The following is an 11,725-nucleotide window of genomic DNA, read 5'->3' on the forward strand; positions in this document are numbered from 1 at the left end:
TATGGAATAGCGCCCCAGGACGACGACTATACTGAAGAATGTGGCGAGACGAAATATGCGCGCAGCCGAACAACGCTCTCTGTTGCGCGCGCCGCAGGCTTACGTCAAATTGCCGGCTGCGGCGCGCGACCGTTGGAGGCGCAATATGGATGAATTCGGCGGGGGATTTCTGCGCAACGCCATGATCGGCTTTGCGTTGGCTTTGGCCTTTTCCATCATCTACGTCTGGTACACCCGATAGGCGACAGTCGCCGCTTCGGCGAACCTGCCCGCGGTCAAAAAATCTGCGGCTTGGCGATCATCAGCCAGATGATCGTCATGACCGCGGCGAATGCGGGAAAGCCGAACGCGAACCACCACCAGAAAAATCTGTGGTAGCTCTGCGGCAGCGGTTCGTTCGCCGCCGCCGCGGCTTGAGCGATGTCGCGCATGCGCATCTGCATCCAGACGACGGGCAGCCAGAACGCGCCGGTAAAGAGATAGAGCGCGATCGAGAGCGCGACCCACCCTTCGGTCAGCGATAAGCCCGCCAGCCAGGTGAGAGCGACGCCCGTGATGGGCTGCACCACGACGGCCGAGGTGGTGAAGATGAAGTCGGCGATCACGACGATGCGCGCGACCCCGGCGATCACCGGCGCAGAACGCGTCATATGCGCCATCACCATGAAGAAGGCGATTCCGGCGCCGGTGCCCAGCAAAACCGTGGCCCCGACGATGTGAATGTATTTGAGGATGAGATAGGTCAACGGTCCTCGACAATCGCCAGAGCAACGAGGTTCAGCGCCATCGCCGGCCAGATCTTCAACATCGGCCCCAGCGGCTCCATCCAGAGTCGCGGCATAAGGATCGTGCCGACGATGAGGTAAACCACGGATACGATGAGCGCCGCGACAAGCGCAACTTTCGACGTGCGGCGAAAGGCGATGGCGACGCCGATGATCAGATCGGTTGACGCCCCCGCGATGACGGTCAGCGGCGCGATCGGACCCGACATGCCGCCTTCATACAGGAGATCGAGGCCGATCTTCCAACCCGGCCCGAACGAGACCAATGCGGTCGAAATCCATAACAGCGCGGTCACGGCGAAAATGAGCGGTTTGAGCGCGTAGATGCGGGCGAACCATTTCTCGCGCACGTCCGCGGGCTCGGCCGTGAGCGCCGCGTCGAGCGACTGCGGCCTTATGCCCGTCAGGCTCGTCCACGCCGTCGGATCGCCGACGCCGCCGTGCGCCATTTCCTTTTTTGCGATCTCGCGGACCGGCGTCCGCCAGCCGAGCCAGGCGACGAAATCGCCGAGCCGATACATCACATCGATCAGCCGGTCCGATACGTTCACGAGCCGGGCGGGACGCCAGCCGAGCCACCGGCGATAGGTCGCGACCGCTTCATTGAAGGTCAGACGGTCCGGTCCAACAAGCTCCAGTTCAACGCGCGCAGGGGCCGAAGTCGAAAGAAAGAAGAGCGCCGTCGCGACGACGTCGTCGAGCTGCACGATCTGGAGTTCGCCGGCGTTCTTGAAGCGCGGGAGGATCGGCATCGCCGCCAATCCGCGAAACAGCGCGCTTCCGCCGTAGGCGCGACGCCCGACCACGACGGATGGGCGAAGAATGACCCAGTCGAGTGCCATCGCCTTCAGCGCCGCGTCTCCCTCGGCCTTGCTTCGCGAAAACTCGCTCGGCGTTTGCCGGTCGACGCCGACGGCGGAAAAGTGAATGACGCGTTTGACGCCGGCCTGTTCGCAAGCGGCGTAGAGCGTCGAAGGACCCCTCACATGCGCCGCGTCGGTCGAATCGGAACCGCTTTGGCCGAGCACGCCCGCGCAATTGATGACCGCGTCGACGCCTTCAAGATGCTGCGTCCATTGCTCCGCGGCGTCGATCGTTCGCAAATCGAGAGGCGCCCATTGCGCTTGCGGAAATTGCCGCCGAACGCTCGCGCGTCCGCGCGAAACGGCGATCACCGAATGACCGGTCGAGAGAAGTTTCGCGAGAATGCTCGATCCGATGAGGCCGGTCGCGCCAAGCAGAAGAATTTTCATCGGCGCGTCCGGGCTGTCATGGCGCTCGCGATCTTACGGCGCGCGGAACGCAGCGCCTGTGATCGGCGCGCAAGCCGCGTCAGAGCTCTTCTGTATAAGGCGCAATCGCGAACTGCAACGTTTTGACGATGGCGCTTGCGACATAAGCCGACGCGCAAACGAATGCGGCCGTGGTCGCGCTCCATGTCGCTGCGTCAGAGCGTCGGCGAGAAGACAGTTTGATCGCCCAAGCAAGCCGCAACAAAACCGAACGTCGTCTTTAGCGCAGCATTCGGTAGATGATGCTGAATAGTCCGGCGTTCACCGTCGCCAGCAGAAAGACGATCAGCAGCGTCTCGGCCAGTCGGCCAAAATCATGTTGTTGAGGCATGTGCGCCTCGCACGTCACATTACAGAGCGGCAGGCTACGTAGGGCGTTCGGACGCAGCGACAATGCGCGATGCGCGTCTTTCGCGTAGGCGCTTCGTCGTCCGAGCCGGCGCCGGGACAGGCGCTCACAATGTTTCATGACGCGTCTCGCCGCGACGCTCTTCGCGTCATGGACCGCGCGACGTCGCCGATCGCTTCCGGCCGGCGGCTCCGGCAGCGCTCCGTCCGCTTCATCAGCGGAAGCTGGAGCCGCGGCGCCCTTGCCGCCGGCCGGCGCGCTGTTGCTCTGCAGCACATAGCGCCATTAGCGGCGATGAATGTTCATTTCTGAGGCGAGGACACCCAGAAACAGAGCGGCAATACCGCATCGCGGTATCGCCTGCATATTAGGGCACAAGGAAATCGTTGCTTAGCTGGCAATCGTGCGCGCCGGCTTGAAGAGAGGCCGCCTGTTGATGAAGGAGGCGTCTCTGTCCCGACGCAGCCAGGAAAAGCGCAGCAATTGACGAGGAGATTGATGTGAAAACCGTTTTGGTCATCGCTTACCTGATGGGCGGTCACGTCATCGAGACGGAAACGATCGACGCCACGAATATGGACGCGTGCAAGGTGACGAAGGAGATGGCGCTCGCCGAAAAGACGCCGATTACGACCCGCTATGGCGCGAACGTCGTCATCGCCGCCGAGTGCAAAGAACTGTCCGCTTCCGCTCAGGCGAATATCCGCAAACCGGCGCTTTGACGATCGGATGAGCGCGGCGCGCGGCGATAAACGCGCGCCGCGGCGCTTGCCGATCGATCTTGCAGACCGATCTTGCCGACCGAGAAGCGGCCGGCCGGCGGGCGCATCGACCGGCTCGCCTGTCAGGCCTTCCGCAATTTTGTTTTTTCCCCTCGCTTGCGGAAGGCGTGCATATACCAGCCCGCGCCCAGGGCGAGCGCGACAGCTGTGGCGACGCCCACAGCGGCCCATGACCGTAAGAACTCTTCGCCGACAGAGAAGGCGAAACGGGCGTTGTATTCTTTGCGTCCGTCTTCGCTGCGGGCCCGCACCAGAGCGACATAGTCGCCTTCTTTCTTGAAGTCGTGCTGGAGCTGAATGACCCCCGTCTGGAATCGCGCGGGCGGAAGATGGGCCACCGTCGGCGCAGCCGCTTCGTCGCCATTCGGATCCGCCTCGACGATGCGGATCTCAACCATCATGTCGCGCAATTCGTCCTGCATCGTGTCGATGACGATCGTCGTCGGGCCCGTTTCGGGAATGTCCTCGCAGAACTGGCTTCTCGACTGCGTCGGTTGATAGAAGCTGAAGGTGATGACGTTGGGGCCCATCTGGGCCGCGCATTCCCGGACTTTCTGGAAAGCCTTGGCGGAATCCCGACGCACAGCCTGCGCGTCGGCGCGCGCGGTCAAGCTGATCGCCGCCAAGAGGATGAACAGGAGCCTGATCATAAGCATGTCACTCACTCGTCGTTGACAACTGCCGCTCTACGTTCAACCGCCGCCCCATCGCTGCGTGGACCTTGCCGCCAGGAACGCCTCGATCAGGGCGCGCCGCGGGCGCGCATTCAGGCGTGCCCCGGCCGGCCGAACCCATACCCTACCAAGTTAAGCGGGGTCGCGCTCCATGATGCTCCGATGGCGCGCCGAAATTGACACGCCGGCCGTCGCGCGCTCGAGACCGACTTGCCCAACACGCGCGCGCGATGCGAGAAGACGCCGCATGACGCATAGCGCCGTTCTCGAGCCCATTCCGCCGCGATTCAATCTCGCCCGATACTGCCTTGCTGAAAATGCGCGGCTGCGGCCGGATTCGGCGGCGCTCACGATTGTCGGCGACGCCGGAGCCCAGCGATGGAGCCATGGCGAACTCGATCTCAAGGTGCGGCGGCTCGCCGCCGGCCTGCGCGGTCTCGGCTTGCCGAAGGGCGCGCGGGTGATGATCCGGATGGGCAATGAGGCGAATGCGGCGCTCGCTTATTTCGCGTCGATCGCCGCCGGCTATGTGGCGCTGCTCGCATCTTCGCAGCTGACCTTCGAGGAGGCCGAATTCCTGGCGCGCGACTGCGCGGCGTCGGCGCTGGCGCTGGGCACCGCCTTCGAAGACGAGCCGCATCGCGGCGGCTTCCACGTCCTGCGCGGCGCCGATCTGTCGCGGCTCGCCGAGAGCGCGCCGCTCGACGACTATGCCGACACCGCGGCCGACGATCCAGCCTATCTCGTTTACACTTCCGGCACGACGAGCAGGCCGAAAGGCGTATTGCACGCCCATCGCGCCGCCTGGGGCCGCAGGCCGATGCGCGCGCATTGGACGGGACTCGGCCCCAGCGACGTGATGCTGCATGCGGGCGCGATCAACTGGACCTATACGCTCGGCGTCGGCGTCGTCGATCCGCTGTCGGCGGGGGCGAGCGCGGTGCTCTACAACGGGCATCCGGATCCCGCCGCATGGCCGCGCCTCATCGAAACCTATCGCGCGACGATCTTCGCCGCGGTGCCGGGCGTATTTCGGCAGATCCTGAAATATGGCGCGCCGGAGACCGCCAATCTCGCGAGCCTGCGCCACGCGCTGTCCGCCGGCGCGGCGCTGCCCTCGAGCCTGCTCGCCGAATGGCGCGCGCGGACGGGGACGGAGATCTACGAAGCCTTCGGCATGAGCGAGATTTCGACGTTCGTCTCGAGCGGACCGACGACGCCGGTGCGCCCGGACTCGCCCGGGAGGCCGCAGCCGGGGCGGGCGGTCGCGGCGCTGCCGCAGGACGGCGGCGAGACGACGCCGCTGCCGCCCGGCGAAACCGGCCTGCTCGCCGTGCGCCGCGACGATGCGGGCATGATGCTTGGCTACTGGAATCGTCCGGAGGAGGAGCGCGAGGCTTATCGCGGCGAATGGTTCGTTTCCGGCGATCTCGTCGAGTTCGACGCGGACGGCTACATGTGGCGCCACGGCCGGGCCGATGAGGTCATGAACGCCGGCGGCTACCGCGTTTCGCCGGCGGAAGTCGAGAAGCGGCTGCTCGAGATTGCCGGCGTCGTCGACGCGGCGGCGGCGGAGCGGCCGGGGCGCGACGCGACGGCGACGATCATCAAGGCCTATGTGGTGACGGGCGACGGCGCGGCGCAGGACGAGGCGGCGATCCTCGACTATTGTCACGCGCATCTCGCCGCCTACAAATGTCCGCGCGCGGTCGTCTTCCTCGACGCGCTTCCGCGGAACGCCAACGGCAAACTCAACCGCGCGGCGCTGCCGTAAATAATAGGGCCCGAAGGTTCGCCGGGGCGAACGGCGAACGATCGGGCCCCATGTCCGCTCACAGGGAGGAGCGCGGACGTCCGTGATTTTACTGGGCCGACGCTCTCAGGAGTTCGGCGCCTCCGTTCGGGCGGGCAAGCCGGCCTCGAGCGCGTTTTTTGGTCTTGGTCAGCGGAGCCTTCCCGTTGATGGCCGCCTTCATGTTGGGCGACGCCTTGAAGGTGATGACCCGCCGGGCGTCGATCGGCACCGGCGCGCCGGTGCGCGGATTTCTGCCGGCGCGCTCGCGCTTGGTGCGCACCAGGAACGAACCGAAGTCATGCAGCTTGAGCGATTCACCGGACGCGAGCGTCTCGACCATCTCCTCGATCACCAGATCCGTGAGGCGTTTGGCTTCTCGGCGGGAAATGCCCTCGAGCCGACGATGGATGGCGAGCGCGATATCCTCGCGCGTGAGCGTGCCGCGCGGCCCCTCTTCGTCTACGGGCGTGTCGTGTTTCACTTCGCCGCCATGGGCGCGAACATCGGCGCGTGTGGCGAAACTCTTCGGCATCACTTTTGGATTGGCGATCGACATTAGCGCTCTAATCCCCAGTTTTTGGGCCGCAAAGCGTAGCCTTGGCTTGTCGCTTGCTGGCCGTGGGATTGCGCCGACGTTGCGTCAGAACCTGATTGCTCAGTTGTGCGGCAGGTCACACTGCCGAAAGACTTTCGTCGCAATGCGCATCTGAGGCATCGACTACGGTCGCCGCACGTTCCAATTTGACGCAACCCGGCGCAATATCACACTTATCTGCAGGTAGCGTGCTAGGCGACGGCTCTTGTGCCGAACCGTTGCGGATTCAGGATTCACAGGGATCTCGCGGGCAATTGGTCAGATGGGTGCGTGGCGAGCAGCCTTCGATATGTGTCATTTTGGAGCGTCGCGGGAAGGCGGCGCACAGGCCTGTGCGAAAATGAAACGCACGGTTGTCGCGCGCGCAGGCCCTGAGCGCCGCGCCGTCACGGCAAAGCTGACTGACCGATGAATGGCGCGGCCATGTCCGGTTCAGACGACCTTCGCCAAATTGCGCGTATCGGGCGCCAATCCCGACGGCGCCTCAGAGGACCAGAGCCAACCATGCCGCGTCAGCCTTACGTCCTCGCATTTCTGGCTGCGCTCGCTGCATCTCCGGCCCTAGCGTGGGATGGGGAATATGACGGTCCGGGGCGCGACGCGCCCTTTTACCGGAGCGAGAGCTTCGGTCACGGCTATGATCCGTATGACGACGGCGCAGAGGCTTGGTTCGCGCCCAACGGCGGGTCCTGGGCGGATCACGCCGACGCCTATTACGGATATGGCGAATGCCGGTTTCTAAGAGAGCCGGTTTTTGGTCAGCGGGGCGAGGTTGTCGACTATCGCCAGGTTCGAGTTTGCGATTAACCGACGATCGCGCCGCGCTGTCCGTCGCCGGAATCCCCGCCCCTCTCGCGCGGCGACGGGCAAAGGCCTCCCGGAGCAATCCGGGAGGCCTTTTTCTCTGACAGTCGCCTTTGGAGGCCCCGGCCTAAATCGGACGGAGGCCGAGCGCCTTGCCTTCCTTGGCGTCGCGTCGCCAGACGCCATCCGCGTCCTTGTCAAAATGCGCCTTGTGCCCCTTGCGCGCGGTGAGCACGAGACGTCCGCGATCGACGCTCCAGCCGATCGGATCGAAGATGACGACGCCATTGTCGCGGCAGGCGGGCGCGAGCTGCGCCTTCAGGCCGGCGCGGCTGCGAGCGCGCGTCTCGAGAGTCAGCATGCAGCCCGTGTCCTTGTCGCCTTCGCGGAGAATCGAGTAGCGACCTGCGGCCTCCGCCGAACTCGCGGCATGCGCCAGCGACGCGGAGACGCTCGCAGCGGCGACGAGAACGAGCCAGATCCAACGCGGCCGTCGCCAAGAAAGTATCGCTCTTTGCCCCATTGCCTCCACCCTCATGACATTGCCCCACTTTGCCTTCTTCCCGACCTGCGGCCAAGCCGATTCGATCCCACCCGCGTCAAAGTGCGGCAGGCGCGCCTTTTGCGCGCCAAGCCGCGTCGAGCTATCAATTTTAGGCGGCGCAGCTCGGCGGCGAGGGAGTCAGTAGCATGGACCCAGCGTCCCTGGCCTTGGCCGAACGATCCGCGCCCCGCTACACGAGCTACCCCACCGCGCCGCATTTCTCCAAGTCGATCGGCTGCGGCGAGACGCAGTCGTGGCTGGCGAGCCTCGCTCCGGAGGCGTCGCTCTCGCTCTACCTCCACGTCCCGTTTTGCGCCGAGATTTGCGCCTATTGCGGCTGTCACACCAAGGCCGTGCGTCAGGACGCGCCGCTCGAGGCCTATGTGGAGACGCTCAAGAGCGAAATCGCTCTCACCTCGCGGGCGACGCGCGCGCGGCGCGTCACGAGCATCCACTGGGGCGGCGGCACCCCCGGAATTATCGGCGCTTCGCGCTTTGCGGCGGTCGTTTCAGTCCTGCGCGATCATTTCGATCTTTCCTCTGGAACAGAGCACGCGATCGAGCTCGATCCGCGCCTTCTCGAGGCCGATCTCGTCGAGGCGCTCGGCGCCGCCGGCGTTACGCGCGCGTCGCTCGGCGTGCAGGACCTGAACGCGCATGTGCAGGAGGCGTCGGGGCGGATACAACCCTATGAGACGGTGGCGCGCGCCGTGCAACTGCTGCGCGACGGCGGCGTGACGGCGATCAATCTGGACCTTATGTATGGTCTGCCGAAACAGAGCGTCGAAGACGCCGCGCGGACCGCTTCGCTCGCGGCGTCGCTCCAACCGCAGAGGCTTGCGGTTTTCGGCTATGCGCATGTGCCCTGGTTCAAGTCAAATCAGAAACTGATCGACGCGGCCGCATTGCCCGGCGCCGGCGAGCGCCTCGCACAGGCGGCGACCATGCGCGAGACCCTCGAAAATGCGGGTTTCGTCGCCATCGGGCTCGATCATTTTGCGCGTCCCGACGATCCGCTCGCGGTCGCCGCGCGCGAAAAGCGCATGCGCCGCAATTTTCAGGGGTACACGACCGACGCCGCCGATGCGCTGCTGCCGTTCGGCGTGTCATCGATCGGACGTCTGCCGCAGGGCTATGTGGGCAACGCCGCTGACCTTGCAGGCTGGCGACGCGCGATCGAGTCGGCGCGCTTTGCCACGACGCGCGGTCTCGCCTTCACCCGCGAGGATATCGCCCGCGCCGAGCTCATCGAGCGGCTGATGTGCGATTTCGACGTCGATTTCGGCGCCGTGGCGGCGCGCCACGGCTATGCGGAGCAGGCGTTCGACTCGGCGCAGGCGTCGCTCGATGCGCTCGCCGCCGACGGCGTCATCGAGCTGTGGCGTCGGCGCGTCGCCGTCACGGAGCGCGGAAAGCCCTTCGTTCGCCTTGTCGCCGCCGCCTTCGACGCTTACCTGCAGGCTGCGCCGGCCCGCCACTCCTCGGCGGTGTGAAGGCGATTCGGCAAGGAGGCGTTCATGACGCCGCTTACGCTTTTTCTCGCAAAACTGATCGGCGCCTATGCGCTGATCATGTCCGCCTGGATGCTCGTGCGCCGCGACGTGGCGCTGGAGATGATCGAGAGCATTTCGCGCAATCCCGTCGCGATCGCCTTCATCGGCATGATACGGTTGGCGATCGGCCTCGCGATCGTGATCGGCCATGACGTCTGGAGCGACGGCATGGCGGCGCTCGTCTCGCTGGTGGGCTGGATTATTCTGATCAGCGGCATGCTGACGCTGTTCCTGCCGCCGCAGAAGGTGCGCGAGATCTTCTCCGGCATGGGCTACGAAAAGCGCTATCCGGCATTCGCGCTTGTCTCCTTCGCGCTCGGCGGCGCGCTGCTGATCGCTGGCTTCAGCGCCTGACGCGGCCAATATTGGCGCTTGTTCGCTGGCGGCGTCTCCGTCATCGTGACGCCTCGATTCGAACCTTGGCCGATGCCCGTCTGGACGCCCGAACAGGATCAAGCGCTGACCGGAGTTGCGCGCTGGCTTGAAACGCCGGGCGCGCGCCAGGTTTTTCGCCTGTTCGGTTATGCGGGAACCGGCAAGTCGACATTGGCGCGCCACCTCGCCGAACATGTCGACGGCGATGTGGCCTTCGCGGCGTTCACCGGCAAGGCGGCGCTCGTCATGCGCTCCAAGGGCTGCAAGGACGCGCGCACGATCCACAGCCTGATCTATCGTCCGACCGAGACCGAGACCGAGACCGAGGAGCCGTCCTTCGTCCTCAACGACGACAGCGATGCGGCGCATGCGAAGCTTATCGTCATCGACGAATGTTCGATGGTCGACGAGGAACTCGGCCGCGATCTTCTCTCCTTCGGCAAGAAGGTGCTTGTGCTCGGCGATCCGGCGCAATTGCCGCCAGTGAAGGGCGGCGGATTCTTCACTGAAGCCGAACCCGACGTGATGCTCAAAGAGGTGCATCGGCAGGCGGCGGACAATCCGATTATCCGACTGTCGATGGCGATCAGGGCGGGCGACGGCGTCGACTACGGCGTCTTCGGCGACACGCGCGTCGTCGGCCGCGAGTCGCTCGATCCCGCGCTCGTCACCGGCGCCGATCAGGTGCTTGTCGGCTTAAACAAGACGCGGCGCGCCTATAACGCGCGCTTGCGCCAGCTGCGCGGCTTCACCGGGGAGTTGCCGAATTCGGGCGAGAAGCTCGTCTGCTTGCGCAACAATCGCAAGAAGGGGCTTCTGAACGGCGCGCTGTTCTCGGTGAAGAGCGCCGGCGCCCTGCGCCGCGGAAAGGTCAGGATGCTGGTGACGCCGGAGGAGGGCGAAGGCGCCAAGTTTCAGCGCGTCGCGGTCATCCCGCAGCTGTTCGGCGCCGAAAGCGATGTTCCCTATGCGCTCCGCAAGGATTCCGACGAGTTCGATTTCGGCTATGCGCTGACGGTGCACAAGGCCCAGGGTTCGCAGTGGGACGACGTGACGTTGTTCGATGAATCTTCCGCCTTCCGCGAACATCGGGCGCGCTGGCTTTACACAGGCGTGACGCGCGCGGCGAAAAAGCTGACGCTCGTCATGTGACGCCGGTCTGTCGTCGCGACCCGCAGGCGGACGCGGCGATTATTTTCCCCAGGCGTCGATCGCGTCGGCGAAGACGCGTTCGCCCGACGGGCCTTTTTCCATATTGATCGTCGCCGCGCGACCGTCGTTGAGCTGCATCGGCAGGTCCAAGGCGGCGAGCGACCGCAACAGAAGAATGTTGCGCGCTTCGTGATCGCCGCGCATCAGGCCGATGAGAAAATTATTGTCGGTGATCGGCACCGGAATGCCGGCGACCTTCTCTCCCGACTGCGCGTCCGAGCGGCGCATCTGAATCGGGCCAATCGCCTTGACGCCGCCGATCGGGCTGCCCGGCCCCACCGTGAACGACACGTTGATCGTGTGCGACGCGGACAGCGTTGCGTCGGTGTTTTTGCGAAACAGCAGAGTCAATTTCAGTTTCGCGTCGGGAATGTCGATATCGCCGCGAATGGCCGAACCCACGGGCTCGCCGGGTCCGCCGACATTCTCCAGACGCCAGACGGCGGAGCCATTGTAGATTGTTTCGACCTTGGTCGGTTCGGTCAGCGATCCGACCCACAGCTCCGCCTTCTGCGCCACCGGCACGGCTGGGCTACGGGGCGCAGGCGCTTTCGCCTTTTCCGTTTCGCCGCCGACTCGATCGTTGATCTTGCCGCTTTCAGCTCCGTCGGAGGCAGACTGTTCCGGTTTGAGCTTCGCCAAATCCTCGGGCCGCTCACGCAGCTGCCATGCCAGCGTTCCCACGATGGTGACAAGCGCGATCACGACGCCAGCGATCGCGAGGATCAGACGTTTCGAGCGCTGCGGGATCGGCGCGGGCGGCAGCGGCGCCGGCGGCCGCTGCGGTTCGCGCAACGGGGCGGCGTCTTCGCCCGCCATAGCGGAGGACTGGCCGCGCCAGTCGGCGTCTTCGCCTTCGGTCGGCGCCCGCGCGTCGGAGTCGGCGGCGTGCATCGGTTGCGCGGGCGTGGCGGGCGCCAGCGCCTCGCGCGCAGCGAGTTCGGCTTCGTCATTCTCGATCGCGG

13 protein-coding genes are annotated in these 11,725 nt (G+C 65.1%); 7 read left to right on the forward strand and 6 right to left on the reverse strand.

Annotated features, from left to right (window positions below; translation table 11 throughout):
• The first annotated feature begins 55 nt into the window (after window positions 1-55).
• Complete coding sequence (locus tag AB7F41_RS11555) at window positions 56-241, forward strand: hypothetical protein (protein ID WP_428384287.1); 186 nt, start codon at window positions 56-58, stop codon at window positions 239-241.
• Between the two features lie 34 nt (window positions 242-275).
• Here the strand turns inward: AB7F41_RS11555 and AB7F41_RS11560 are convergent, their stop codons facing one another.
• A complete protein-coding gene (locus AB7F41_RS11560) occupies window positions 276-746 on the reverse strand; it encodes a DUF2269 family protein (RefSeq protein WP_428384285.1) in 471 nt (156 codons plus the stop codon).
• The gene (locus tag AB7F41_RS11565) at window positions 743-2,038 is read right to left on the reverse strand and encodes an SDR family oxidoreductase (protein WP_428384283.1); all 1,296 of its coding nucleotides are present in this window, start codon (window positions 2,036-2,038) and stop codon (window positions 743-745) included. The genes AB7F41_RS11560 and AB7F41_RS11565 overlap by 4 nt, the downstream gene beginning before the upstream one ends.
• An 888-nt stretch (window positions 2,039-2,926) precedes the next feature.
• Between AB7F41_RS11565 and AB7F41_RS11570 the strand changes: the two genes are divergently transcribed.
• Window positions 2,927-3,148: a hypothetical protein gene (locus tag AB7F41_RS11570; protein ID WP_428384282.1), complete on the forward strand. Its 222-nt coding sequence runs from the start codon at window positions 2,927-2,929 to the stop codon at window positions 3,146-3,148.
• A 122-nt stretch (window positions 3,149-3,270) separates the two neighbouring features.
• Here the strand turns inward: AB7F41_RS11570 and AB7F41_RS11575 are convergent, their stop codons facing one another.
• Entirely contained in the window at window positions 3,271-3,864 is a 594-nt protein-coding gene (locus AB7F41_RS11575; RefSeq protein WP_428384281.1) for a hypothetical protein, read from the reverse strand.
• A gap of 265 nt (window positions 3,865-4,129) precedes the next feature.
• Between AB7F41_RS11575 and AB7F41_RS11580 the strand changes: the two genes are divergently transcribed.
• On the forward strand, window positions 4,130-5,656 hold the full coding sequence (locus tag AB7F41_RS11580) for a class I adenylate-forming enzyme family protein (RefSeq protein WP_428384279.1): 1,527 nt from the start codon (window positions 4,130-4,132) through the stop codon (window positions 5,654-5,656).
• An 88-nt stretch (window positions 5,657-5,744) separates the two neighbouring features.
• Here AB7F41_RS11580 and AB7F41_RS11585 read toward each other — a convergent pair whose 3' ends face one another.
• Window positions 5,745-6,233, reverse strand: a complete 489-nt coding sequence (locus AB7F41_RS11585; protein ID WP_428384277.1) for an integration host factor subunit alpha — start codon at window positions 6,231-6,233, stop codon at window positions 5,745-5,747.
• Between the two features lie 543 nt (window positions 6,234-6,776).
• Between AB7F41_RS11585 and AB7F41_RS11590 the strand changes: the two genes are divergently transcribed.
• A complete protein-coding gene (locus AB7F41_RS11590; protein WP_428406586.1) occupies window positions 6,777-7,079 on the forward strand; it encodes a hypothetical protein in 303 nt (100 codons plus the stop codon).
• Window positions 7,080-7,203: 124 nt separating this feature from the next.
• Here the strand turns inward: AB7F41_RS11590 and AB7F41_RS11595 are convergent, their stop codons facing one another.
• Entirely contained in the window at window positions 7,204-7,599 is a 396-nt protein-coding gene (locus AB7F41_RS11595) for an AprI/Inh family metalloprotease inhibitor (protein ID WP_428385896.1), read from the reverse strand.
• Window positions 7,600-7,766: 167 nt separating this feature from the next.
• Between AB7F41_RS11595 and hemN the strand changes: the two genes are divergently transcribed.
• The 3 genes from hemN to AB7F41_RS11610 all read left to right on the forward strand — a co-directional run bounded on the left by hemN (window position 7,767) and on the right by AB7F41_RS11610 (window position 10,700).
• On the forward strand, window positions 7,767-9,113 hold the full coding sequence (hemN, locus tag AB7F41_RS11600) for an oxygen-independent coproporphyrinogen III oxidase (RefSeq protein ID WP_428385894.1): 1,347 nt from the start codon (window positions 7,767-7,769) through the stop codon (window positions 9,111-9,113).
• Window positions 9,114-9,137: 24 nt separating this feature from the next.
• Complete coding sequence (locus AB7F41_RS11605; protein WP_428385892.1) at window positions 9,138-9,527, forward strand: hypothetical protein; 390 nt, start codon at window positions 9,138-9,140, stop codon at window positions 9,525-9,527.
• A gap of 72 nt (window positions 9,528-9,599) precedes the next feature.
• A complete protein-coding gene (locus AB7F41_RS11610) occupies window positions 9,600-10,700 on the forward strand; it encodes an ATP-dependent DNA helicase (RefSeq protein WP_428385890.1) in 1,101 nt (366 codons plus the stop codon).
• 39 nt (window positions 10,701-10,739) lie between these two features.
• On the opposite strand, the gene AB7F41_RS11615 is transcribed toward AB7F41_RS11610, so the two are convergent.
• Window positions 10,740-11,725, reverse strand: a 986-nt coding sequence (locus tag AB7F41_RS11615) for a hypothetical protein (protein ID WP_428406587.1), incomplete at its 5' end; no start/stop codon positions are given.

The organism is Methylocystis sp., from assembly GCF_050251305.1.
In the GTDB taxonomy this organism is placed as follows: domain Bacteria; phylum Pseudomonadota; class Alphaproteobacteria; order Rhizobiales; family Beijerinckiaceae; genus Methylocystis.

Excerpts from the sequence above, each read along its gene's own strand:
- AB7F41_RS11605 (WP_428385892.1), top strand. The coding sequence starts at position 9,138 with ATGACGCCGCTTACGCTTTTTCTCGCAAAACTGATCGGCGCCTATGCG.
- hemN (WP_428385894.1), top strand. The coding sequence starts at position 7,767 with ATGGACCCAGCGTCCCTGGCCTTGGCCGAACGATCCGCGCCCCGCTAC.
- AB7F41_RS11610 (WP_428385890.1), top strand. The coding sequence starts at position 9,600 with ATGCCCGTCTGGACGCCCGAACAGGATCAAGCGCTGACCGGAGTTGCG.
- AB7F41_RS11575 (WP_428384281.1), bottom strand. The coding sequence starts at position 3,864 with ATGCTTATGATCAGGCTCCTGTTCATCCTCTTGGCGGCGATCAGCTTG.
- AB7F41_RS11585 (WP_428384277.1), bottom strand. The coding sequence starts at position 6,233 with ATGTCGATCGCCAATCCAAAAGTGATGCCGAAGAGTTTCGCCACACGC.
- AB7F41_RS11590 (WP_428406586.1), top strand. The coding sequence starts at position 6,777 with ATGCCGCGTCAGCCTTACGTCCTCGCATTTCTGGCTGCGCTCGCTGCA.
- AB7F41_RS11580 (WP_428384279.1), top strand. The coding sequence starts at position 4,130 with ATGACGCATAGCGCCGTTCTCGAGCCCATTCCGCCGCGATTCAATCTC.
- AB7F41_RS11565 (WP_428384283.1), bottom strand. The coding sequence starts at position 2,038 with ATGAAAATTCTTCTGCTTGGCGCGACCGGCCTCATCGGATCGAGCATT.
- AB7F41_RS11555 (WP_428384287.1), top strand. The coding sequence starts at position 56 with ATGCGCGCAGCCGAACAACGCTCTCTGTTGCGCGCGCCGCAGGCTTAC.
- AB7F41_RS11595 (WP_428385896.1), bottom strand. The coding sequence starts at position 7,599 with ATGGGGCAAAGAGCGATACTTTCTTGGCGACGGCCGCGTTGGATCTGG.